The sequence below is a fragment of the Polaribacter sp. Hel1_33_96 genome, from assembly GCF_002846595.1.
Taxonomy (GTDB): Bacteria; Bacteroidota; Bacteroidia; order Flavobacteriales; family Flavobacteriaceae; genus Polaribacter.
Genome location: NZ_PJMV01000001.1, coordinates 1,141,132 through 1,164,271 on the forward strand (window position 1 = coordinate 1,141,132; position 23,140 = coordinate 1,164,271).

The window sequence follows — 23,140 nt, forward strand, 5'->3', positions numbered from 1 at the left end:
GTGTAAAAGTAATCAATATAGTGTTTAAGATACTAAAAACATTCTTAAACATTTACATGAACAAAGAATTAAACCTCACTTTCAAGTGCTTCCCAATACTCAACAGCTCTTCTTAAATGTGGAATTACAATTGTGCCACCAATTAAATTAGCAATAGACATAGTTTCCATCATTTCTTCTTTTGAAACCCCATTTTTCATTGCTGCTTCTAAATGATATTGCACACAATCATCACACCTTAAAACTGTGGATGCCACTAGACCTAATAACTCTTTTGTTTTTACTGGAAGGTGACCTTCTTTAAAAGCATTGGTATCTAAATTAAAAATTCGTTTAATAACTTTGTTATCAGAAGCTAAGATTTTATCGTTCATTTTTTGACGATACTCATTAAACTCTTGTACTTTTTTAGACATCTTTTTGTTGTTTTTTAATAACTCTTCTTGAAACGATTATACCTATTTCATACAAAATAAGAATGGGTATTGCCACTATAACTTGACTTGCGACATCTGGAGGTGTAATGATCGCGGCCAAAATTAACACAAAAACTAAGGAATGTTTTCTGTATTTCTTTAAAAATTCTGGAGTAATTAATCCGATTTTTGTTAAAAAGAAAATTAAAACTGGTAACTCAAATAATATTGAAACACCTAATAACATATTTGTTATTAACCCTATATGAGACTCTAAAGTGAAACTATTTTCAATGGCATCTGTAATCTGATAATTATATAAGAAATGAACAGATATTGGTGCTATTACATAAAAACTAAACAACACTCCAATAAAGAAAAGCAGTGATGCTATAAATATAAATCCTCTCGATTTTTTAATTTCCTTTTTTGTTAAACCAGGAGATACAAAACGCCAAATCTCCCATAAAATAAAAGGGAAAGAAACGATAACTCCCAATATTAATGAAGACCAAATAGAATTCATTAATTGTGATGTAACTTTTATACTTTGGAGTTTTTTATCTGCAAAATTCACATTACAAAAGGAGCTATCCATGCCAAACAAATTAAAGAAATCACAAAATAGTTGATACGTGATAAAGTCTGGTTGAATATGTGCTAATAAAAAATGATCGTAAACCTGTTTATCAAACACAAATAGTACGATAGCCAATATGAAAATAGCACCTGCACTTCGTACTAAATGCCATCGTAGTTCTTCTAAATGTCCTAAAAATGACATTTCTTTTTGTTGCTCTGCCATTAGAAAATCCCTTCTTTAATTAAATCATGCAAATGTACAACTCCTGCATATCTATTAGTATCATCTGTAACTAAAATTTGAGTAATACTATTGTTTTCTAAAGCATCTAACGCTTCAATAGCCATAGCATTTTCATTTATTGTTTTTGGGTTATTACCCATAATATCTTTTGCTGTAAAATTATTAATTTCAGTAGTTTTACTTAACATCCTTCTAAGGTCGCCATCAGTAATTATACCAATAATTTTATCATTTTTAATAACGGCGGTAACTCCTAAACGTTTTTCTGAAATCTCAACAATTACTTTAACAACGGAATCATTTTCTGATACCTGGGGTAATTCATTATTTTTTATTAAATCAGAGACTCTTAAATACAAGCGTTTTCCTAAAGCACCTCCTGGATGATATTTTGCAAAGTCTTTACTTGTAAATTCTTTTAATTCTAATAAACAAACTGCTAAAGCATCGCCCATCACTAACTGCGCAGTTGTACTCGTTGTTGGTGCTAAATTGTTTGGGCAAGCTTCTTTTTCTACAAAAGTATTTAAAGGAAAATCAGCATTTTCACCTAAGAAAGAAGCTATATTTCCGGTAATCGCAATAATTTTATTTCCGTAATTTTTTATTAATGGAACTAATACTTTTATTTCAGGAGTATTGCCGCTTTTAGAAATGCAAATAACAACATCATCTTCTAAAACATTTCCTAGATCCCCGTGAATGGCATCGGCAGCATGCATAAAAACTGCTGGAGTGCCAGTAGAATTAAAAGTTGCAACAATTTTCGTAGCAATATTTGCGCTCTTGCCAATACCAGTGACAATTACTCTTCCTTTTGAATTGTATATAAATTTAACAGCTTCTTCAAAAGCTGAATCTATAAAATTGGCTAAATTGGCTATTGCTTTACTTTCTGTTAAAATTGTTTTTTTTGCATTTGCAATAATGTTAGAGTTATCTTTCAAGCTTTATGTTTTTATCAGAATAAAAAAAGTTATATCTTTATATATGGAAAAGAACAAATTTACTACAAAAAAAAGTTTCTTGAAACTATATAGGAATAGGTTTACTATTTCTTTAACAATAAATGAATAATTATACATATGGATTTACATAGTCCTTTAAAAAAGTTTTTTGGATTTAATAAGTTTAAAGGATTACAAGAACAGGTTATAAAAAGTATTGTTAATGACCAAAATACTTTTGTGATTATGCCTACTGGTGGCGGTAAATCTCTCTGTTATCAATTGCCAGCATTAATGGCAGAAGGCACTGCAATTGTAGTTTCTCCTTTGATTGCATTGATGAAAAATCAAGTAGATGCTATTAGAGGTATTTCTGAACAACATGGAGTTGCACATGTTTTAAATTCTTCTTTAAACAAAACAGAAGTAAATCAGGTTAAAGAAGATATTGCAAGCGGAATTACAAAACTGTTATATGTAGCTCCAGAATCTTTAATAAAAGAAGAATATGTTACTTTTTTAAGAACTCAAACAATTTCTTTCGTGGCCATAGATGAAGCGCATTGTATTTCTGAATGGGGTCATGACTTTAGACCAGAATACAGAAATTTAAAGCATATAATTAAAGCGATAGATAACGTTCCTGTTATTTGTTTAACAGCAACAGCAACAGAAAAAGTACAAGAAGATATTTTAAAAACGTTAGGAATAACAGATGCAAACAGATTTAAAGCTTCTTTTAATAGGGCCAATTTGTTTTATGAAGTGAGACCAAAAACAAAAGAAGTTGAAAAAGATATCATTCGTTTTGTAAAACAAAGAGACGGAAAATCTGGAATTATCTATTGTTTAAGTAGGAAAAAGGTTGAAGAGATTGCTCAAATTTTACAAGTTAATGGTATTAAGGCTGTACCTTATCATGCAGGGTTAGATGCTAAAACAAGAGTTAGACATCAAGATATGTTCTTGATGGAAGATTGTGATGTTGTTGTTGCAACTATTGCGTTTGGAATGGGAATAGACAAACCAGATGTGCGTTTTGTAATACATCATGATATACCAAAAAGTTTAGAAAGCTATTATCAAGAAACGGGTAGAGCAGGTAGGGATGACGGAGAAGGATATTGTTTGGCTTTTTATGCATACAAGGATATAGAAAAGCTAGAAAAATTTATGGCGAGTAAGCCCGTCGCTGAGCAAGAAATTGGGCATGCGTTGTTACAAGAGGTTGTAGGATACGCAGAAACTTCAATGAACAGGCGTAAATATTTGTTACATTATTTTGGTGAAGAGTTTGATGCTATAAACGGCAATGGCGCTGATATGGACGATAATTCGAGAAATCCAAAGAAAAAACATGAAGCTCAAGAGGATGTAATAAAACTTTTAAAAGTAATAAAAGATACTTTACAACAATATAAGTCTAAAGAAGTTGTAAACACTATAATTGGTAAAGAAAATGCTTTGCTTACTTCTCATAAAACTCACTTACAACCATTCTTCGGAATTGGTAAAGACAAAGTAGCTTCTTATTGGATGGCACTAATACGTCAAGTTTTAGTAGTAAATTTTGTCAAGAAAGAGATAGAACAGTATGGAGTTGTAAAATTAACCGAAGTAGGAATCGATTATATTAATAATCCTTCTTCTTTTATGATGACGGAAGATCATTTGTATAATGAAGAAAATGATAATTCGATATTAATTAAAGCAAAATTGGCAGGAGGTTCTTCAGATGAGAAACTTGTGAAATTATTAAAGGATTTAAGAAAGAAAGTGGCTACAATATCGGATGTTCCTCCGTTTGCAGTTTTTCAAGATCCCTCTCTAGACGATATGGCTCTAAAATATCCAGTTAATCTAGAAGAGCTCTCCAAAGTGCATGGTGTAGGAGAGGGTAAGGCCAGGAAATTTGGAAAAGATTTTGTCAAATTAATTTCGAAATATGTAGAAGAAAATGAAGTTTTGAGACCTGATGATTTAATTGTGAAAAGTACAGGTATAAATTCTGGACTAAAGCTATACATTATTCAAAATACTGACAGAAAATTACCTTTAGAAGATATATCTAAGTCCAAGGGTTTGGATATGAAGGAGCTAATTAAAGAGATGGAAGTTATTATTTTCTCTGGGACAAAACTGAACATAGATTATGCAATCGATGATTTGTTAGATGAGGATCAACAAGAAGAGATTCATGAGTACTTCATGGAAGCTGAGACTGATAGTATACAAGAAGCTTTAAATGAATTTGATGGTGATTATGATGAAGATGAGCTTCGTTTAATGCGAATTAAATTTATTAATGAAGTGGCTAATTAAAGTTTGTAGTTCTTATTTATAACACATTAATTCAACTTATTTATAGAAGTTAAGGATACTTATTGGGCATGTTTTCTAACAACTATTAATGAGTTTTTATTAAACAAAAATACTTTTCAAAAAAAGTAGTATCACATTCTTTATTTTTAAGTTTATCAATAAAAAAAATTACAAAGTAAGGATGGTTAATATAATCCCGAAAAGAATAGCAGTAAACTTTTGTAAATTAAATTTATGGTTTTCAGAGCTCTCAAAAAGAATAATTGTAGAAATATGCAAGAAAACACCAATAATGAAAGCAGTAATTTCTGTTCCATAAATTGTAAAAAACTGAAATTTATTACCGACTAAAACTCCTAAAGGACTCATTAAGCCAAAGAAGAACAGAAAAATAAAAACAGTTTTTTTTGTATGTTTTGTATGAATCAAAAAGGTAGTTAAGACTATTGCAATGGGTATTTTATGAACAACGATTGCCCATAATAAATTATCATCAGTATTATGAATTGGCAATCCTTCAGAAAAAGCATGTATACATAAGCTTATAAAAAGCAAGGTTGGAAACCGTTTTCCATCAGAATGAATATGAATATGACCATGTTCCGCACCTTTAGAAAAAGACTCCAAAACAGATTGTAAAATAATCCCTATTAAAATAAATACGCCTATTCTTTTGTGATTTTGTGATTCAGAATATACATCTGGTAATAAATGTAAAATAGTGACAGATAAAAGGTATGCACCGCTAAAAGCGAGCAAAAGCCGCACGATTCTATTGCTCGGTTTTATTACAAAAACCAGCATAGAACCAACTAAAACAGGAAAAATTAGTAAGATATAATTCACTTTGCAACCAATATTAATCTGTTTGAAGTTTCAACGTTAAAATTAGATAAATTATAATCTCCAAAAATATTGGTGATTCTAAAACCTACTTTTTCAAAATAAGCTTTCATTTTATTTATATCTAAATATTTTACGCTCTCTGTATAAACGTGATCTTTATTATCCGCAAAAAAAGTAATATTTTTTAGGATAAAACCATCTTTTATTTCTCGTGTAATATGAAATGTAATATTATCAATAATTTTAGTTTCTTCGGCAACTAAAGTTGCTTTTACAAAATCAGCATTTAAAAAATCGAAAACAAAAAAACCGTCTTTGTTTAATCCGTTTTTAATATTTTCAAGAATTAAAAGGTCTTCCTTGTCTTCCTCAAAGTACCCAAAACTAGTAAATAAATTAAAGATGGCATCATATTGATTATTTAAAGGTTGACGCATGTCATGTACTTTAAATTTTAAAGAATTATTTTCAAATTTTTGAGCAATTTGAATACTGTTTTCTGCTAAATCAGCTCCAGTAACTTTGTAGCCTAGAGAATTTAAAAATACAGCATGACGTCCTTTTCCGCAAGGTAAATCTAAAATATGAGTGGTCTTTGGTAATGCCAAAAAAGCAGTTATATTTTTCATAAATAACTGCGCTTCTAAATCATTTCTATCTTTGTATAATGTATGATAGTATGAAGTATTAAACCAATCTGTAAACCAATCTTTTGTTTTCATAAGTAATTTAAGGATGTAAAAGTAACCAAATCTAACGTTTATAAAAATGAATTTCTTAATTAGTATAAAACCTATTTTTAAATAGTATTTTTGTGGTCAATTTTACAAGTATGGAAAGAGATTTTAAAATGACAGCAACAACACTTTTTGGATTAGAAAGTGTTTTAGCGGAAGAACTTAAAAATTTAGGAGCACAGGATATAAAGGAAGCGGTAAGAAGTGTTTCTTTTAGAGGTGATAAAGGCTTTATGTATAAAGCAAACATTGCATTAAGAACTGCTGTTCGAATTTTAAAACCTATAAAAGTTTGTAAGGTTTATGATGAGGAAGATTTATATGAAGCGATTCAGAAAATTAAATGGGAAAATTTTTTGGATGCAGAAGGTACTTTTGCCATTGGTGCTGTTGTAAATTCCAAGAATTTTACATCAAACTCACATTATATTTCTTTAAAATCTAAAGATGCAATTGCAGATTATTTTAGGCATAAATATCACAAAAGGCCGAATGTAGATTTAAAATATCCAGATGTAAAGATTCATATTCACCTTCAAAAAGAGTGGTTAACTGTCTCTTTAGATTCTTCTGGAGATTCTTTGCACAAACGTGGTTATAGAACAGCAACTAATATAGCACCAATTAATGAAGTCTTGGCCGCAGGTATGGTTTTGTTATCTGGCTATACAGGTGACGAAAATTTTATTGATCCTATGTGTGGTTCGGGAACTATTTTAATTGAAGCAGCAATGATAGCAAATAATATTCCTGCAAATATCAACAGAAAATTGTTTGCTTTTGAAAATTGGAAAGACTATGATGAGGATTTGTATTTTACAATTCAAGAATCACTGTTAAAGAAAATACGTTCATCTCATTTTAAAATCATGGGATTTGACAAAGCACCTTCAGCAGTAGAAAAAGCAAAAGCCAATTTAGAAAATGCTAATTTAGATGAGTTTATTGGCGTACATCATGTTAACTTTTTTAACTCAACAAAAGAAGTTTTTGGTAATACAACTATCTTGTTTAATCCACCGTATGGAGAACGTTTAAACATAGATGTTGAAGAATTTTATAAAAAAATAGGGGATACACTAAAACATAATTATCCAAATTCAACAGCATGGTTAATTACCTCAGATACAGATGCTTTAAAATCGGTAGGTTTAAGAACATCAAAACGAATTGCATTGAAAAATGCGGACTTAGATTGTAAGTTTGTAAAATATGAGTTGTATGAAGGATCGCGTAAGATTAAGGATCGCAAAGGAGAAATAGATATAAAGACGAATGCTGATTCTGAGCGAGAAGATTAGTTTTTTATATAATTTTGAGGATTGGATTAAAATCTTAGAAAAAAATGTTTTTTTAAGAAATTTCATGAGCTATTCATAACCATTTTGTAATTCGAAATGATTGATGAGGAATTATAGGTTTAGGAATTTTCACTAAAGTAAGTTCGATTTAATTTATTAGTTTAAACATGAAATAGTTCTGAATTAATTTTTGGAAGTATTTAGTCAGATAAAATTTTTTCAATCCATTCTTCTGGTTTTTCCAACATTGGGAAATGTCCACAATTTTTAATCCAATATAAATTATTATTTGCAATTTCTGTAGCTAGTAAATCTGCAATTACAGCTACAGCAACCGGATCATTTTTTGCCCAAATAATCTTAGTTTTTATATTAGTTTCTTTTAAAGCACCAATCCATCTATGCCAAAAATAATAGCGCTCGTTGATGTAATTGGATAAAAAGTGAATTATTTTTCGGCCGTTGTTTTGCTCTAATTGTAACCACATTTCTTTAAGTTCTGCTTCTGTAGCTTTTGTTTTGTCAAAATAAACATTGCGCATATTCTTTTTGAAAATAGTATAGTTTGTTAATTTTGCAACCCATTTACCAGTAATTTTATTTTTTAACAATTTTTGAATTGTACGTAGTTTAGACAACTCAATATGCATAGACCCATTGCATAGAATGAGTTCATCAATTTGTAAATTAATTTGTTTTTTGTTTTGTCTTGCTAAGATTTCTGTGGCAATACTTGTTCCATAATCGTGAGCGAGCAAAGTAACATTTGTTAAACTCAATTGCTTCCATAATTGAAGTGCAATATCTGCTTGCTCAATTAAAGAATAGGAGTATTTTAAAGGTTTATCAGAAAATCCAAAACCTAAATGATCGTGAATAACAACTCTATAATGTTTACTTAATTCTGGTAAAACTTTATAATAATCGAAAGAAGAAGTTGGATACCCATGAAGAATAACAAGCGTTTTCTTTTGATTTTCTATTGTATTTAAATTAATATTTATAGTGTCTATAACAAATATATTTCTGTTATTAACAGATATAATTTCTCCTTTATTTTGCCAATTTAAACTATTCATTTTTACTTTTTTAATAATCATTAACGAATAGTAAAATTAAAACAAATTAAATTCTTAAGCTTTTAAAATGCTTTGCAACCATTTTTCTGGACTTTCTAACATTGGGAAATGAGCAGTATTTTCTATCCAAGAAATATTCTGATTAGCAAATTTGTTATCCCGTAAATTGGGTAAACATTGATCTGTAATTTTATCTTCTCTTCCCCAAACAAGTTCAATTGGTATTTCCGTTTCTTTTAATGCGTTAACCCATCTATCCCAGAATATTTTACGTTCCCTTACGTAATTATAGACAAAATTAATAATATTTCTACCATTGTTATAGTGAAGTTGAGTCCACATTTCTTTCAGTTCTTCGTCCGTAATTTTATTTTCATCGTAAAAACTCTCTTTCATTATTTTTTTATAGACGCCAAAAGATGTTAGCATAGAAATCATTTCTTTAGAAACATCATCTTCATCAGGTTTATGTATTTCTGAATAATCACGGTGATTTATTGGTGCGCTTCCGTTAGAAAAATATATCTTTTTTATTTCAATTTTTGTGCTGTAAGAGTTTTTTCTTGCTAAAATTTCTTTAGTAATTAGATTCCCGTAATCATGAGAAACTAAAGTAAAGTTTCTTAATTCTAATATGTTCCATAATTCCAAAACATAATCAGTTTGTTCCGTAATTGTAAAATATTTGTTTTCTATCTTATCAGAGAAACCAAACCCAATTAAATCTTGAATGATAACTCTGTAATGTTTGCATAATTCAGGTAAAACCTTCCTATAATCATAAGACGATGTTAAATATCCATGAAGAATTACCAAACAATTTTCATGTTCGCCACCTGTATCAATTGTAAAAATATTTTTATTATGAACCGGTATTAAAAAACCTTTTTTTTGCCAATCTGAAGAAGAAATAAATTCATCATTGTTCGTCATTCTAAATATCATTAATACATCGCAGCACAATTAAATTTAAAAACAAGCTTTAACCAATGCTTTGGGGTATCTAATATAGAATAATGTCGGGTGTTTTCCAACCATTCTAAATTATGATTACCGCTCTCTGTTGCTAAAACTATGGCAATTTCTTTAACTGCTGAAGGGTCATTTCTTTCCCAAATTATTTTTATTGGTATTTTAGATTCTTTTAAAGCTTGCGCCCATCTATGCCAAAATGTGTAATGTTGATTTATAAAATTACTTAATAAGTGAACTTCTTTCTTGCCTTCATCTGAATTTAGATTATTCCAAACTTTTTGAATATCATTTTTAGGTTGATTTTCAATAGTTATTTTTTTCTTAATTTTACGAACTCCATTAGCTTCGAGTTGCGCAATAAAACTCCCCAATCTTTTATTTTTTAAAAGTTGGTCCATGTTTCTTAAATGAAAGTACTCAAGTCTCTTACTGCTATTGCATAGAAATACTTTTTTAATTTTAATAGTAATTTGGTTGTGGTTTTTTCGAGCTAAAATTTCTTTTGCTACAGAAGTGCCATAATCATGAGCTAAAATGGTGACTTCTTTCAAACCCATTTTATACCATAATTGTAAAGCAAAATCAGCTTGATCTATGAGAGAGTAAGTTAAAGAATCAGGTTTGTCAGAAAAACCAAAACCTGGGTGATCATGAATTATTACTCTATAATGTTTACTTAATTCTGGTAAAATTTTTTCATAATCAAATGATGAAGTTGGGTAACCGTGTAAGATTACTAATACGTCTTTTGAAGTACCTTCATCAATGACAAAAATTTTTTTGTTTGATACTGAATAGAATGTTCCTCTATCCTTCCAATTTAATGTAGTCATAATTTTCTGGGGGATTAATTAAAATTATAATATAAATATAATCATTTTTAATTAATTTTGAACTTTCTAACATTAAATTTTAATAAAATTAATTTTATAGATATCATATTACCGATTCCACTTCAGAAAACGTTCACTTATTCTGTAACTGAAGAAGAAGCTAATTTTCTTCAAACAGGAATGCGTGTAGCAGTTTCTTTTGGTAAAACAAAAATATATACAGGGTTAGTTTTTAATATTCATCAAACTGCACCCGCGCTATATGAAGCGAAAGAAATTCATCAAATTTTAGATAAAATTCCATTGGTAAATGAATTACAATTAAAACATTGGCAATGGATTGCCAATTATTACATGTGTTCTTTAGGTGATGTTTATAGAGCCTCTTTGCCATCTGCTTTTTTATTAGAAAGTGAAACTGTTATTTACAAAAATGAGAGATTTTTAGAGGACTCAGCTTTGACTGATGATGAGTTTCTAATCTATGAGGCCTTGCAACATCAATCGCAATTAACTATTCATCAAGTTGCCGATATTTTAGGTAAGAAAAATGTAATGCCAATTGTAAATGAATTGATTAAAAAATCGGCTATTACAATAAAGGAAGAAATTTACGAACAGTATAAACCAAAGTTGGAGAAATATGTTCGTTTGCATTCAAATTATAACTCGGATGATTCTTTAGCTAAATTATTACAAGAATTATCAAGAGCAAAAAAACAACGAGAAGCGGTTTTAACATTTTTTCAATTATCATCAACCAAAAATTCAATAAAGGCTAAAGACTTAGAGGAAAAAGCAGCTGTTTCTTCAACGATTTTAAAATCTTTGGTAGATAAAAATATTTTTGAATTCTATAATATTCAAACGGATAGAATTCAATTTAAAGGTGATACAAATTCTTTGAAATTATTGAACGAATTTCAAGAAAAAGCGCTTTTAGAGATTAAAGAATCTTTCAAAGATAGAGACGTAACTTTATTACATGGAATTACAAGTTCTGGTAAAACAGAGGTTTATACAAAGTTAATACAAGAGGTTTTAGATGAGGGTAAACAAGTATTGTTTTTATTGCCAGAAATTGCTTTAACTACTCAGATTATATCACGTTTACAGTTTTATTTTGGAGAACAAATTTCGGTTTTTCACTCAAAATATTCTATGAATGAGCGGGTGGAAGTCTGGAATAATGTTTTAGGAAACAAAACAAAAGCCAGAATTATTTTAGGTGCGAGGTCTTCAATATTTTTACCATTTTCTAATTTAGGATTAATTATAGTGGATGAAGAGCATGAAACTTCTTATAAGCAATTTGAACCTTCACCAAGATATAACGCACGTGATGCTGCAATCGTTTTGGCAAAAATTCACAAAGCAAAAATATTGTTAGGTTCGGCAACTCCATCTTTGGAGAGTTACTTTAATGCACAGCAAAATAAATATGGTTTTGTAGAAATCAAAAGACGTTATGGAAATGTTCAATTGCCTAAAATTGAATTGATTGATGTTAAAGAGAAGCAGAGAAAAAAGGAAATGAATGGTCATTTTTCCGATAGGTTGTTAAAATTAATTCAAGAAGCTTTAGATCAAAAAGAACAAGTTATTTTGTTTCAAAATAGACGAGGATTTTCACCAGTTGTTGAATGCAAAACTTGTGGGATTTCCCCTCAATGCCCAAATTGTGATGTTTCCTTAACTTTCCATAAATTCAAATACGAGTTACGTTGTCATTATTGTAATTATCAAAGAGCAATGCCTAATAGTTGTGGTGCTTGTGGAAGTAATACTTTAGATAATAAAGGTTTTGGAACTGAACAAATTGAGTTAGAATTAAAAAAATTATTTCCAGATTTTAAAATCGGAAGAATGGATTTAGATACCACTCGTGGAAAATATGGATATCAAAAAATAATTGGTGCTTTTGAAGCAAGAGAAATTGATGTTTTAGTAGGGACACAAATGCTTTCAAAAGGTCTAGATTTTGATAATGTTTCTTTGGTTGGTGTTCTAAATGCTGATACGATGTTGAATTTTCCTGATTTTAGAGCGCATGAGCGAGCATATCAAATGATGGTGCAAGTTTCCGGTAGGGCAGGAAGAAGTAAAAAACAAGGAAATGTCGCCATACAAACCTACAATCCATTTCATCAAATATTACAACAAGTTTCAACTACAAATTATACAGAAATGTATAAAGAACAGTTGCAAGAACGTTGGCAATATAAATATCCGCCCTATTACAGGTTGATAAAAATTACACTAAAACATAGAGATTACAACAAAGTTGATAGCGGAGTTAATTGGTTATTTAAAGCGCTTTATAATTCTTTTGGAGAACATGTTTTAGGACCAACCGCACCTGCTGTTTCAAGAATTAGAAATCAGTATATTAAAAATATTGTTATTAAAATTCCGCCAAAACAAAACCTAGTAAGTACAAAAAATCAATTAAGTAAAATTAAAAATACGTTTGAAGCTGTAAAAGATTTTAGACCAATTCGTTTTATTATTGATGTAGATGCATATTAAATAATCCGATAGAATTCATTCGGTAGGTTTTTAGTTAGCTAGTTTTTGAGTTCACTTTAGTTTTTAATCAAATATTGATTTATTTTACTGTTTGCTATTTTAGTCAATAAGAACACTAAAAGATAAAATAATACTATGTTTTTCTAATGAAATTTTCGAGTCTATTTAATTGGGATTTTTATATCTTAAGACTAGTTATAAAGCATACCAGCATTAAGACTTAGTAGTTTCGCTTTAATATTTTTTAAAGTTAATTCGTAAACTTTAATCTCTTCTCTTTGATTTGATTTTCCCCAATTATAATAAGTAGTTGCTTTTAAAAATGTGGGTATATATTTTTTATTTCCTAAATATGTAAGATTTATTAGCCAATCACCGTTTCCAACTTCTTCAATTAAAAACTCTTTCGAGTTATAGCCCATTAATTTTTCATCTAATATTTGTTGGCTATTTTCAGACAATGTGTGGTTTACTTTAAAAGACTGCTTGTTTGGATTTACAAACTCGAATATAAACTCTGCTTCGGAAGTATTCCATTCAAACACCAATCGAATATCATTTTTAATCAAAGAAGTATTGTTTTTAAAAGCTAATTTTTCTTTAATATTATCTTTCTGTTTTCTTTGAACATATATTGCTTGCATTTCGGTATTAAAAATCTCTCCTATTCCATTTTCCTTAATCTCGAATCCTTTTCTGAGATAGTAAAGATATATTTTCCAAGCATTTTTGTATTCATTTGCATGTGTAAATGCATTTGCTAGATCTCTAAAAGACTGAGCATGTTCAGGTCTAATTACCATCAATTTTTTATAAATACCAACAGCTTCTTTGTGTAATTTTAATTCTTGATACTTATAAGCTATGGCTTTTAATACTTCAGGGTTGTTATTTGCATAAGTTTCTAAATCTAAAAGTATTTTTAGTCCGTATTCTTTGCTCTTAAATGTGTTTATAAAATAATTAGCAGTGTTAAAATGAAAATTGGATTTAGCCTTGTATTCTGGATATATGTTTTTATATTTTTCATAAGCTGCGCTTGGTGTTCCAGCAGCTTCAAATAACTTATAATAATTTGGTTCACCAATTTTCAAATCATTTATGGCAACAGCATCATTATTATAATAATTTTTATTTGTGTATTTATCATCTTTAGAGTTAATGCCTTTAGTAGTAGCTGAAGCAAAATAATTTGATTTTGTTGTTACAACAATTACACCTCCAACAGCCTGAGAACCGTACTTTACTGTTCCTGCTAAGCCTTTAATTACAGCGATATCTTTAACATCATTTAAATCTATGTTAGGAACCTGAGTATAAAGAGTTCCATCAACATCCCAAAGTGCATAGGAAACAGTGCCGATAAAACTGGTTTCTCTTAATCGAACATATTCAAGACCATTTAAATCGGTTATTAATTTATAATTGGAAACTTTACCTCGCAGTGCTTGAGCAATACTAGAGGCAGACTTATTGAGGTCATCTCCTTTTATAAATGCAGCAGCAAAACCGGCTCTTCTAGTATCTATATTCATTCTTGCTGATGAAAATTTTCTTGGAGTTTTTATCCCTATTCCTTTTTTATTGTCTAGTTTACTTGTAATAATAATTTCATTTAAAATATTTTCAGCAGGAATCATTTCTAAATTTAAAATCGTCGTTACGTCTTCTACGAGCATTTCTATTGGTTTCATATTTAAATGAGAAAATTGGATTATTTCTCCCGCTCTAGCTTTAATTTTATAAAACCCTTTTCCGCTCGTATTTGTGCCTCTATTAGAATTTTTAATAAGTATATTTACACCAGATAGCGGGGAATCTTCCAAAGTGATAATTCCTGTAATTTCTTTTAGATTGTATACAGTTTTATTTTTGTTTTGGGCTATAAAATTAAAAGTGAAGAGTATGCTGAAAATATAAATTAACTTTTTCATTGCTGTTTTATTTATAATTTTAAAAGAAAGCTATTTTTAATAATTCAAAAATAATTAATTGTAGTAAAATTATTCACAAATGAATCTACGTTTTAATTGTTAGTGTTTTTATTTTTTTCCCATTCTTTTCTTAAATCATCAGATAAAATACTAGTTCCGTCATGTCTCCATCCCGGTGGTTTAATTAAATAAAGTAATCTATTTTTTATGGAAATTTTTGATGTAGAAAAATCTTTAAACATTTCAAACCATTCAATAAATGCTACTTTAACAGGATTATAAGTTTCAATATTTTTAACCAAACCATAGATAGGTTTTTCAACTTCTGCTTCAAAAGTCTTAAAAAGCTTATCCCAAATAATAAAAATTCCTGCATGATTTCTGTCTAGATATTGAGGATTTGTGGCATGATGAACTCTATGGTGACTTGGTGTATTAAAAATAGCTTCAAACCATTTTGGCAATTTATTAATTAATTCTGTGTGAATCCAATATTGATAAATCAAACTGATTGACATTTGAACCATTACCATTATTGGATGAAATCCTACTAAAATTAAAGGAAGCCAAAAAATAAAACTATAAAAACTTCCAGACCAAGTTTGTCTTAAAGCAGTACTTAAATTGTATTTTTTTGAAGAATGATGCACGACGTGACTAGCCCAAAATAATCTGCTTTCATGGCTAATTCGATGAAACCAATAGTATGTAAAATCTTCTGCACATAGTATTAAAATCCAAGACCACCAAGTAAAATAAATCGTAAATATGCGATAGTTATAAAGAAATAAAAAAAGAGTTAAAACCATGGCTTTACTTAAAAAACCAAGAAAAACATTTCCTAAACCCATTAAAACAGAAGTGGTAGCATCTTTAAAGTCGTAATCTTCCAGTTTTACTTTTACGGTTAAAATTATTTCAAGAATTACAGTTAGGATAAAAAAGGGAATTGCATAATGAATTAAATTTGGTAGTTCAGGTATTTGCATATCAGTATTTTAAATAGTTTAACTCATTATAAAAATGAAGAGATTTTAATGTAGAAAATATGCTTTAGAATACAAAAAAGTATGTATATTTGCAGCCTTAAAAATAAACAATAAATATTTAATTTATGAATCATTACGAAACTGTTTTCATTTTGAATCCCGTTTTATCTGATACTCAGATAAAGGAGACAGTACAAAAATTCGAAGATTATTTAGTTTCCAAAGGAGCTGAAATGATCTCAAAAGAAGATTGGGGCTTAAAGAAGCTAGCGTACCCAATCCAAAAGAAAAAAAGTGGTTTTTACCATTTATTAGAGTTCAAAGTAGCTGGAGAAGAAATTTCTGCTTATGAGTTGGAGTTTAGAAGAGATGATAGCGTTATGCGATATCTTTCTGTTAAATTAGACAAACATGCAGCAGCTTGGGCTAAAATCAGAACGGAACGTGTTAAATCTGCAAAAAAATAAAAAATGGCAACAATAGAACAACAATCAAAAGGTGGTAAATCTGCTGACGTTAGATATTTAACGCCACTAGATATAGACACTAAAAAGGAAGCTAAATACTGTAGATTTAAAAAGAAAGATATTAAGTATATCGATTTTAAAGACGCAGACTTCCTAATGTATTTAGTAAACGAACAAGGTAAAATTTTACCAAGACGTTTAACAGGAACATCATTAAAATATCAACGTAAAGTTGCGCAAGCAATCAAAAGAGCGCGTCATTTAGCGTTAATGCCTTACGTTGGAGATTTGTTAAAATAATAAAGACGTAGAATATGGAATTAATATTAAGACAAGACGTAGAAAATTTAGGATTTAAAGATGATGTTGTATCTGTGAAAAACGGTTATGGTAGAAACTTTTTAATCCCAACAGGGCAAGCTGTTTTAGCTACTTCATCTGCAAAGAAAGTTTTAGCAGAGAATTTAAAACAACGTGCTTATAAAGAAGCTAAATTAATTGAAGACGCTAATAAATTAGCAGAAACAATTAAAGGATACGAAATTAAGATTGCATCTAAAACAGGTTCAGGAGACAAGTTATTTGGTTCTGTGAACAACATAGATTTAGCAGCAGCATTAGCAAAAGCAGGAACAGAATTAGATAAGAAATTTATCAAAGTTGTTGGTGGTTCTGTTAAAAGATTAGGTAAATACGAGGCTTCTGTAAGATTACACAGAGCAGTAGTTGCAGATATTATTTTTGAAGTGGTTGCTGAATAGAAACTCTCTTAAAATTTTTTATTAAAAAGCTCGTTAGAAATAACGGGCTTTTTAAATTTAACCAAAGGTTCAGTATTTATATTTTACTTAAGATAAGTGAAAGTCTAAACCTTTTTTTTAAGTATTTTTATAGTATTACTTTTCTTACTTTTGGAATAACAGATTACTATCTAAAGCTTTAGTTCATATTATCAACTTTTTACTTTAAAATGAAATACAGACAACTTACTAAAGAACAATTTGAAAGTTTACATTCAGAATTTTCACAGTTTTTAGCATCTCAAAGTATAGATGTTAAAGAATGGACCCAAATAAAAAAAGAAAAATTAAGTATCGCAGAAGATCAAATGAATGTTTTTTCTGATATCGTTTGGGATGATGTTTTATCAAAAACCAATTATGCAGAACATTTCTCAAAAACTTCAGTGAACTTATTTAAATGTGATGATAATGAGATATATAGAGTTGCTATTAAAGTAAATTGGGATATTAACCTATTAGAGCAAAAAGGTTTTGAGTGGCTGATGAAAAATCCAATGGATAACTCTGTGGATATTTTTAAAGGTTCAAAACCTTATAACTTCGAAAGAAATCTAGAAATTTTCGATTTAATTGAAAAAGGAAGTTCGATTTCAAAAGGAGAAATTTTTGAATACTTTAATACTATAATTAGTTAATTTAATTTATAAATATGGTGTGTTTTTATATCCTTTTGTGAAACACACTCGTTGACTAAAAAATACATTTGGTCGATACTTTATGGTATTTAAACATCTTAAAGTGGTCTATCGTCATTATTTATTAGAATTTATTTTTTATAAACTTTATCTTGTAAAATGAAAAAAATCAACTCATAAAATGGAATGGAAAAAAAATTAAAAATTTTATTGGTCGAAGATAACTTAATCGAAGTTATGAAGATGAAAAGAACAATTTCATTTTTAAAATTAGATCATATTCTTCACGAAGCAAAAAACGGTGAAGAAGCTTTAATTTTGTTAGAGGAGGATAGAACTAATTTACCAGATATAATATTACTAGATTTAAATATGCCTAAAATTAATGGTATTGAGTTTCTTAAAATCTTAAAAAAAGAGAGTTACTTAAAACACATTCCTACCATTATTTTAACAACATCAAGTAATGAAAAAGATTTATTAGAATGCTATAGAGAAGGCATTTCTGGCTATATTTTAAAACCTTTAAAATATGAGGATTATGTTAAAAAAATTGAAAGTGTTTTAGTTTATTGGAGTATAAATGAATTAAGAAAATTATAAAACAGTATGAAAGGAATTGTTTTTACTGAATTTTTAGAACTTGTTGAAGATAAGTTTGGTTTAGAAATGGTAGATAAAATAATTTCTGAAGCTCAACTAGAATCTAACGGAATATATACAACCATAGGTACTTATAGCTTTTCAGAAATGCTGCAATTATTGCAAAATTTAAGTAAGAACACAACCATTTCAGTTGATAGCCTTTTACTTATATATGGTGAGCATTTTTTTTCGGTGATAGAAAAGAGTTATCCCGGCTTATTGGCTTCTTTTAAAGATCCTATAGAAATGCTTGCATCCATAGAGAATCACATTCATATAGAGGTTAAAAAAATATACCCAGATGCAGAGTTGCCGACTTTTATTGTAGAAGAAAAACATAAAAATTCTTTAATCATGATTTATAAGTCTAGTAGAGCTATGCATCATTTTGGTCTAGGTTTAATGAATAAAACTTTTTCACACTTTAATTCTACAGCAAAAATTGAGCTTCAAAAAATAAAAGAGGACGGAACAGAAGTGAGATTCGTTATTCAAAAAGATTAATTTGAAGTTATTTAAGAATATATTATTTAAAAAAAAACAAGAACTATATAGATATACTGGGAAAGAAAACGTTTCTTAAAAATGAAAACCGTACAATTAAAAAAAAATAAAAATCAAAAATTTGAGTATTTAACAGAAGAGCTTACTTTAAAAGATCCTCTAGTTTTAGTATTTGGTAATAGATTTATGTTGCAAGAAAAAAATATTTTTAATGAAGTTAGAGATATTTTTAAAGACGGTCATATAGTTTTTGGTTCAACTTCTGGAAATATAACCTCAAAATCTGTTGATGATGAGAGTATAACTATTACTGCAATAGAATTTGAAAAGAGTAAATTTTTAATTAAAACAGCAAATGTTTTAAATTCTAACGCTCAAATTGATAGTTTTAAAACAGGTAAAGAATTAATTTTAAAATTACCGAAAAAAGATTTAAAATATGCCTTTGTCGTTGCTGATGGAAGTTATACCAACGGAAGTCAACTAACTAAAGGTATGAATTTTGCTTCCAAAGATCGTCTTTTTATAACTGGAGCTTTGTGCGGAGATGGAGTGAGATTTGACACTACATTGTCATCTTATAATGAAAATCCGAAGGAAGGAAAAATAGTTGCTATTGGTTTTTATGGTGAGACCTTAGAAGTAACTTTTGCATCAAATGGAGGCTGGACACCTTTTGGACCCGAAAGAGTAGTAACGAAATCAAAAAATAATATTTTATTTGAATTAGATGGTAAACCAGCATTAAATTTATACAAGACTTATTTAGGAGAAAAATCTAAAGAATTACCTAGTGCAGCATTATTGTATCCATTAAAAGTGAAATCTACAGATGAAAAAAAATCAATTGTAAGAACCATTTTAAATATTAATGACGAAAATAACTCAATGCTATTAGCGGGTGATATATTAGAAGGTTCTAAAGTTCAGTTAATGATGACAAATGTAGATAGCATCGTAACTGCGGCAGAGGTTGCTGCTGTAAGTGCTTTAGAGTTAAGAAAGAACAAACCAGAATTAGCAATTTTAGTAAGTTGTTTTGGTAGAAAATTAGTTTTAGACCAAAGAGTAGAAGAAGAAATAGAAGAAGTAGAAGAAGTGTTAAATAAAGAAACAACAATTTTAGGTTTCTATTCCTATGGAGAAATAGTTCCGTTTAACGGAGAAAAGAACTGTCAACTTCACAACCAAACTATGGCTATTACCTTAATTAGTGAATGATGAACCCTCTTTTAAAAAGACAATTAAGAAAATATTTACCTAAAGATTTGCAATCTAATAAAGAATTGCATGCTTTTTTAGATGCCGTAGATAGATCTTATGCAACTTCAGAAGATCAGTTCTCGAGACTTCACAGGGCGGCATCTATAAGTTCTGAAGAACTTTTTAATTCCAATCAACAATTAAAAGAGGAGTCGGAATCTCAAAAAAAAATCATAGAGAAGCTTAATAATGTAATAAATACATTAAATTTCTATGGTCTTAAAGAAAACCTTCAATTAGAAACTAAAGATTCTTTAAAATTAGTCGATTTTATAGATAATCAAACAAGAGAATTAATAGAAATAAATAAACAGAAAGATAAGCTTGTATCAAATTTAGAGCGACAAAATCAAGAGTTAAATGAATATGCACATATGGTCTCTCATGATTTGAAATCACCTTTGCAGAGTATTGATGCTTTAACAACTTGGATAAAACAAGATTATTTCGAAGTTTTAGGAGAAGGAGGAAGAGAAATTATAAATCATATAAGAGAGAATATTGAAAAAATAGATACATTAATCTTTGGAATTTCAGAATATATTTCCATTGGTAAAGTAGAAAAAGAAATCTATGAAGTGGATTTAAATGTATTAATTAATGATCTTATATTAACTTTTGAGAATCCAAAAGGCGTTATAATTTCTGTTCCTAGAAAACTACCTATTATCAAAAGAGATCAGTATCGACTAGAATTATTATTTCGCCATTTAATTTATAATGCAATTAAATTTAATGATAAAGAAACAGGTGGTTTTGTAGAGATTCGTTGTTCTGAACAAGATGAATTTTGGCAATTTATCATAAAAGATAATGGAAAAGGAATAGAAGAACAGTATTTTGATAAAATATTTATAGCTTTCCAAAAACTAGAAAATGATTATAAGTCTACAGGCATTGGTTTGTCAATTGTTAAGAAAATTATAGAAACTTACGAAGGGGAAATTTGGTTAGAATCTTTGCCAAATGTAGAAACTATTTTTTATTTTAAAATAAAAAAACAAACATGGAACAACCAAATTTAAAGTATATTGAACAACTTGCTAGAGGGGAAGAATCCATAAAGAAAACTTTGATAGGTGTCATAAAAACTGAATTCCCTGATGAAATAAGAGACTACTTTAGTAGTATAGAGATTAAGGATTTTAAAAGAATCGAAGATAATGTTCATAGAATTAAACATAAATTTAGTATCCTAGGACTAGAAAAAGGGTACGCTCAAGCAAATAAATTTGAGCATAATCTTCGAGAAAATCAATTAGATTTAAAAGAACATCAAGATTTTGATAAAATTTTAAAAGTTATTTCTGAATATTTGTTAACTATTTAGCCCCACACTATGGATTGTATTATTATAGATGATGAAAAAATGGCAAGAGTTATTATAAAAACTCTTTGCGATCAAGTAAACTCATTAAACCTTGTTCATGAATTTTCAAATGCTATTCAAGCAATTAAATACTTGAACGAGCATAAAGTTGATCTTGTTTTTTTAGATATTCATATGCCAAATTTTAGTGGATTAGATTTTGTTAAAACCATAAAAAATCCACCTAAAATAATTTTCACTACTTCAGACCCTCAGTTCGCAATAAAAGCTTTTGAATACGATTTTATTGTTGATTATCTATTAAAACCTATCGAGTTACAGCGTTTTGAAAAGGCAATAAAGAAAGTAGAAACACAACTCTTTTTTCAGAGGCAAACAAGTCAAAAAAGTGAACTTGACCTCATAAACGAATTTTATGTTAATATAGATAGAAGATTAATAAAAATTGATTTGCTTAGTATATACTTAATTGAAGCAAAAGGAGATTACATTCATATTAAGACGGAAGATGGAAATTATGTTGTGCACTCTACATTAAAAAAGATAGAAGAAAAATTACCTGATTCTTTATTCTTAAAAGTACATCGCTCTTATCTTATTAATGTTAAGAAAATTATAGATATAGAAGACAACAGTGTATTAATCAAAAAAGATTTAGTGCCTGTTAGTCGTTCTAAAAGAAAGGAGTTAATGAAGCGGTTAGACCTATTATAATTCCATTAAAATAATAAAATTTCTTTACTATGTAAATGTGCTGCTTGCAACGATAACTTAAATTATTCATTTTAAAAGGCTCATATTTAGATAGTGTCTATTTTAATAATTCTATTAATTTCCAAAGGCTTTTATTTCGTTTTAATAGAAATTCATACTATTTTTAAAACAACTTTTTTTTATCAAAGGCAAGATGTGTTTTCGGGTTATGACTTTTTAAATTAAAAAACAGAAATTTGAAACATCAATTAAATTTTAATCTAAATCAGAGTAATTAAGGACTTATTTTTTTACTAAATTTATATTTTATGATGGATGAAAAATTATTAAAATATTTTGAAGGTTATTTAACAGAGAATAGAAAAGCACTCTTTAAAAAAGTTTTAGAAGATAGAACGCGTCATTTTACAGTTGTTCTAGAGGATATTTTTCAACCACATAATGCAAGCGCAGTTATAAGAACATGCGATATTTTTGGTATTCAAGATGTTCATGCCATTGAAAATAAATATACAAATAAGGTTTCTAGGCACGTTGCAAAAGGTTCTCAAAAATGGATAACTTCAAAACGGTATAAATCAGATGCGAATAATACACAAATTTGTTTAAATACTTTAAGAGAAAAAGGATATCAAATCATAGCAACAACACCTCATAATAACTCTGGTCTATTGCAGGATTTTGATGTTACCAAGAAATCAGCATTTGTTTTTGGAGTTGAAGCAGAAGGGGTTTCTAATTATGTGAAAGATAATGCAGATGGTTTTTTAAAAATACCAATGGTTGGTTTTACAGAGAGTTTAAATATTTCTGTCGCCGCTGCAATTATTTTGCAAGATGTGACTACAAAATTGAGGATGTCTAATGTTGATTGGAAATTATCTGAAGAAGAAAAAGAAATTTTGTATTTGGATTGGGTAAGGAAAACCATTAAAAATGTTGATAAAATTGAACAACATTATTATCAAAATAATAATTAACTTGAAATTGATATATGTTTTTCCGATTGTGATTAAGAATAATTAAGACCTTAAAAACAAAAAAG

Annotated in this window: 24 protein-coding genes; 14 read left to right on the forward strand and 10 right to left on the reverse strand. The window is 28.7% G+C overall.

Annotation, left to right across the window (positions count from 1 at the left end; all coding sequences use genetic code 11):
- Nucleotides 1-68 precede the first annotated feature (68 nt).
- From ATE90_RS05075 to ATE90_RS05085, 3 genes are read right to left on the reverse strand one after another with little or no spacing between them, the layout of a single operon-like run.
- Nucleotides 69-416 carry a carboxymuconolactone decarboxylase family protein gene (locus tag ATE90_RS05075; protein ID WP_036786608.1) on the reverse strand — a complete coding sequence of 116 codons (348 nt, stop codon included), beginning with the start codon at nt 414-416 and terminating at the stop codon, nt 69-71.
- Nucleotides 409-1,221 carry a twin-arginine translocase subunit TatC gene (tatC, locus tag ATE90_RS05080; protein WP_036786606.1) on the reverse strand — a complete coding sequence of 271 codons (813 nt, stop codon included), beginning with the start codon at nt 1,219-1,221 and terminating at the stop codon, nt 409-411. Before tatC ends, ATE90_RS05075 begins: the two co-directional genes overlap by 8 nt.
- On the reverse strand, nt 1,221-2,189 hold the full coding sequence (locus ATE90_RS05085; RefSeq protein WP_036786604.1) for a KpsF/GutQ family sugar-phosphate isomerase: 969 nt from the start codon (nt 2,187-2,189) through the stop codon (nt 1,221-1,223). Before ATE90_RS05085 ends, tatC begins: the two co-directional genes overlap by 1 nt.
- 138 nt (nt 2,190-2,327) lie before the next feature.
- On the opposite strand from ATE90_RS05085, the gene ATE90_RS05090 reads away from it, so the two are divergent.
- The gene (locus ATE90_RS05090) at nt 2,328-4,511 is read left to right on the forward strand and encodes an ATP-dependent DNA helicase RecQ (protein ID WP_036786602.1); all 2,184 of its coding nucleotides are present in this window, start codon (nt 2,328-2,330) and stop codon (nt 4,509-4,511) included.
- 168 nt (nt 4,512-4,679) lie between these two features.
- Here the strand turns inward: ATE90_RS05090 and ATE90_RS05095 are convergent, their stop codons facing one another.
- Entirely contained in the window at nt 4,680-5,357 is a 678-nt protein-coding gene (locus ATE90_RS05095) for a ZIP family metal transporter (RefSeq protein WP_036786600.1), read from the reverse strand.
- Nucleotides 5,354-6,079, reverse strand: a complete 726-nt coding sequence (locus ATE90_RS05100; RefSeq protein ID WP_036786599.1) for a class I SAM-dependent DNA methyltransferase — start codon at nt 6,077-6,079, stop codon at nt 5,354-5,356. The genes ATE90_RS05095 and ATE90_RS05100 overlap by 4 nt, the downstream gene beginning before the upstream one ends.
- Nucleotides 6,080-6,189: 110 nt before the next feature.
- Between ATE90_RS05100 and ATE90_RS05105 the strand changes: the two genes are divergently transcribed.
- The gene (locus ATE90_RS05105; protein WP_101450979.1) at nt 6,190-7,395 is read left to right on the forward strand and encodes a THUMP domain-containing class I SAM-dependent RNA methyltransferase; all 1,206 of its coding nucleotides are present in this window, start codon (nt 6,190-6,192) and stop codon (nt 7,393-7,395) included.
- 200 nt (nt 7,396-7,595) lie between these two features.
- Here ATE90_RS05105 and ATE90_RS05110 read toward each other — a convergent pair whose 3' ends face one another.
- The 3 genes from ATE90_RS05110 to ATE90_RS05120 are packed head-to-tail and all read right to left on the reverse strand — an operon-like array spanning nt 7,596 to nt 10,282.
- Entirely contained in the window at nt 7,596-8,474 is an 879-nt protein-coding gene (locus ATE90_RS05110; protein ID WP_162178847.1) for an alpha/beta fold hydrolase, read from the reverse strand.
- A gap of 54 nt (nt 8,475-8,528) precedes the next feature.
- Nucleotides 8,529-9,407 (reverse strand): alpha/beta fold hydrolase, encoded by an 879-nt coding sequence (locus ATE90_RS05115; RefSeq protein ID WP_180335175.1) that lies wholly within the window; start codon nt 9,405-9,407, stop codon nt 8,529-8,531.
- Between the two features lie 11 nt (nt 9,408-9,418).
- The gene (locus tag ATE90_RS05120; protein WP_036786595.1) at nt 9,419-10,282 is read right to left on the reverse strand and encodes an alpha/beta fold hydrolase; all 864 of its coding nucleotides are present in this window, start codon (nt 10,280-10,282) and stop codon (nt 9,419-9,421) included.
- Between the two features lie 57 nt (nt 10,283-10,339).
- On the opposite strand from ATE90_RS05120, the gene priA reads away from it, so the two are divergent.
- Nucleotides 10,340-12,811, forward strand: a complete 2,472-nt coding sequence (gene priA, locus ATE90_RS05125) for a replication restart helicase PriA (RefSeq protein WP_254712296.1) — start codon at nt 10,340-10,342, stop codon at nt 12,809-12,811.
- A gap of 191 nt (nt 12,812-13,002) precedes the next feature.
- Here priA and ATE90_RS05130 read toward each other — a convergent pair whose 3' ends face one another.
- Nucleotides 13,003-14,745, reverse strand: coding sequence for a carboxypeptidase-like regulatory domain-containing protein (locus tag ATE90_RS05130; protein WP_036786593.1), 1,743 nt, complete (start codon nt 14,743-14,745; stop codon nt 13,003-13,005).
- Between the two features lie 92 nt (nt 14,746-14,837).
- On the reverse strand, nt 14,838-15,734 hold the full coding sequence (locus ATE90_RS05135; protein ID WP_101450983.1) for a sterol desaturase family protein: 897 nt from the start codon (nt 15,732-15,734) through the stop codon (nt 14,838-14,840).
- A 125-nt stretch (nt 15,735-15,859) separates the two neighbouring features.
- Between ATE90_RS05135 and rpsF the strand changes: the two genes are divergently transcribed.
- The 11 genes from rpsF (at nt 15,860) to ATE90_RS05190 (ending at nt 23,075) form a co-directional block, all read left to right on the forward strand.
- On the forward strand, nt 15,860-16,201 hold the full coding sequence (gene rpsF / locus ATE90_RS05140) for a 30S ribosomal protein S6 (RefSeq protein ID WP_036786589.1): 342 nt from the start codon (nt 15,860-15,862) through the stop codon (nt 16,199-16,201).
- A gap of 3 nt (nt 16,202-16,204) precedes the next feature.
- Nucleotides 16,205-16,501 (forward strand): 30S ribosomal protein S18, encoded by a 297-nt coding sequence (gene rpsR, locus ATE90_RS05145; protein WP_036786587.1) that lies wholly within the window; start codon nt 16,205-16,207, stop codon nt 16,499-16,501.
- Between the two features lie 14 nt (nt 16,502-16,515).
- Nucleotides 16,516-16,962 carry a 50S ribosomal protein L9 gene (gene rplI / locus ATE90_RS05150; RefSeq protein WP_036786586.1) on the forward strand — a complete coding sequence of 149 codons (447 nt, stop codon included), beginning with the start codon at nt 16,516-16,518 and terminating at the stop codon, nt 16,960-16,962.
- A 209-nt stretch (nt 16,963-17,171) separates the two neighbouring features.
- Nucleotides 17,172-17,639: a DUF6495 family protein gene (locus tag ATE90_RS05155; RefSeq protein WP_101450985.1), complete on the forward strand. Its 468-nt coding sequence runs from the start codon at nt 17,172-17,174 to the stop codon at nt 17,637-17,639.
- Nucleotides 17,640-17,825: 186 nt separating this feature from the next.
- Nucleotides 17,826-18,242, forward strand: a complete 417-nt coding sequence (locus ATE90_RS05160) for a response regulator (RefSeq protein ID WP_036786581.1) — start codon at nt 17,826-17,828, stop codon at nt 18,240-18,242.
- 6 nt (nt 18,243-18,248) lie between these two features.
- A complete protein-coding gene (locus ATE90_RS05165) occupies nt 18,249-18,788 on the forward strand; it encodes a heme NO-binding domain-containing protein (RefSeq protein WP_036786578.1) in 540 nt (179 codons plus the stop codon).
- An 81-nt stretch (nt 18,789-18,869) separates the two neighbouring features.
- Nucleotides 18,870-20,009 carry an FIST signal transduction protein gene (locus ATE90_RS05170; protein WP_101450987.1) on the forward strand — a complete coding sequence of 380 codons (1,140 nt, stop codon included), beginning with the start codon at nt 18,870-18,872 and terminating at the stop codon, nt 20,007-20,009.
- Nucleotides 20,009-21,076, forward strand: a complete 1,068-nt coding sequence (locus ATE90_RS05175) for a sensor histidine kinase (RefSeq protein WP_036788226.1) — start codon at nt 20,009-20,011, stop codon at nt 21,074-21,076. Before ATE90_RS05170 ends, ATE90_RS05175 begins: the two co-directional genes overlap by 1 nt.
- Nucleotides 21,058-21,381, forward strand: a complete 324-nt coding sequence (locus ATE90_RS05180) for an Hpt domain-containing protein (protein WP_036786573.1) — start codon at nt 21,058-21,060, stop codon at nt 21,379-21,381. The genes ATE90_RS05175 and ATE90_RS05180 overlap by 19 nt, the downstream gene beginning before the upstream one ends.
- Nucleotides 21,382-21,390: 9 nt before the next feature.
- Entirely contained in the window at nt 21,391-22,095 is a 705-nt protein-coding gene (locus tag ATE90_RS05185) for a LytR/AlgR family response regulator transcription factor (RefSeq protein WP_036786572.1), read from the forward strand.
- A 308-nt stretch (nt 22,096-22,403) separates the two neighbouring features.
- Nucleotides 22,404-23,075, forward strand: coding sequence for a TrmH family RNA methyltransferase (locus ATE90_RS05190; RefSeq protein WP_036786570.1), 672 nt, complete (start codon nt 22,404-22,406; stop codon nt 23,073-23,075).
- Nucleotides 23,076-23,140 lie beyond the last annotated feature (65 nt).

Bases quoted from the DNA above. Each gene is read 5' to 3' on its own strand.
- ATE90_RS05160 (WP_036786581.1), top strand. From the start codon at position 17,826: ATGGAAAAAAAATTAAAAATTTTATTGGTCGAAGATAACTTAATCGAA.
- ATE90_RS05090 (WP_036786602.1), top strand. From the start codon at position 2,328: ATGGATTTACATAGTCCTTTAAAAAAGTTTTTTGGATTTAATAAGTTT.
- ATE90_RS05130 (WP_036786593.1), bottom strand. From the start codon at position 14,745: ATGAAAAAGTTAATTTATATTTTCAGCATACTCTTCACTTTTAATTTT.
- rpsF (WP_036786589.1), top strand. From the start codon at position 15,860: ATGAATCATTACGAAACTGTTTTCATTTTGAATCCCGTTTTATCTGAT.
- ATE90_RS05100 (WP_036786599.1), bottom strand. From the start codon at position 6,079: ATGAAAACAAAAGATTGGTTTACAGATTGGTTTAATACTTCATACTAT.
- rpsR (WP_036786587.1), top strand. From the start codon at position 16,205: ATGGCAACAATAGAACAACAATCAAAAGGTGGTAAATCTGCTGACGTT.
- tatC (WP_036786606.1), bottom strand. From the start codon at position 1,221: ATGGCAGAGCAACAAAAAGAAATGTCATTTTTAGGACATTTAGAAGAA.
- ATE90_RS05165 (WP_036786578.1), top strand. From the start codon at position 18,249: ATGAAAGGAATTGTTTTTACTGAATTTTTAGAACTTGTTGAAGATAAG.
- ATE90_RS05170 (WP_101450987.1), top strand. From the start codon at position 18,870: ATGAAAACCGTACAATTAAAAAAAAATAAAAATCAAAAATTTGAGTAT.
- ATE90_RS05105 (WP_101450979.1), top strand. From the start codon at position 6,190: ATGGAAAGAGATTTTAAAATGACAGCAACAACACTTTTTGGATTAGAA.
- ATE90_RS05135 (WP_101450983.1), bottom strand. From the start codon at position 15,734: ATGCAAATACCTGAACTACCAAATTTAATTCATTATGCAATTCCCTTT.
- ATE90_RS05180 (WP_036786573.1), top strand. From the start codon at position 21,058: ATGGAACAACCAAATTTAAAGTATATTGAACAACTTGCTAGAGGGGAA.
- ATE90_RS05120 (WP_036786595.1), bottom strand. From the start codon at position 10,282: ATGACTACATTAAATTGGAAGGATAGAGGAACATTCTATTCAGTATCA.
- ATE90_RS05185 (WP_036786572.1), top strand. From the start codon at position 21,391: ATGGATTGTATTATTATAGATGATGAAAAAATGGCAAGAGTTATTATA.
- ATE90_RS05110 (WP_162178847.1), bottom strand. From the start codon at position 8,474: ATGAATAGTTTAAATTGGCAAAATAAAGGAGAAATTATATCTGTTAAT.
- ATE90_RS05190 (WP_036786570.1), top strand. From the start codon at position 22,404: ATGATGGATGAAAAATTATTAAAATATTTTGAAGGTTATTTAACAGAG.
- ATE90_RS05075 (WP_036786608.1), bottom strand. From the start codon at position 416: ATGTCTAAAAAAGTACAAGAGTTTAATGAGTATCGTCAAAAAATGAAC.
- rplI (WP_036786586.1), top strand. From the start codon at position 16,516: ATGGAATTAATATTAAGACAAGACGTAGAAAATTTAGGATTTAAAGAT.
- ATE90_RS05175 (WP_036788226.1), top strand. From the start codon at position 20,009: ATGAACCCTCTTTTAAAAAGACAATTAAGAAAATATTTACCTAAAGAT.
- ATE90_RS05155 (WP_101450985.1), top strand. From the start codon at position 17,172: ATGAAATACAGACAACTTACTAAAGAACAATTTGAAAGTTTACATTCA.
- ATE90_RS05115 (WP_180335175.1), bottom strand. From the start codon at position 9,407: ATGACGAACAATGATGAATTTATTTCTTCTTCAGATTGGCAAAAAAAA.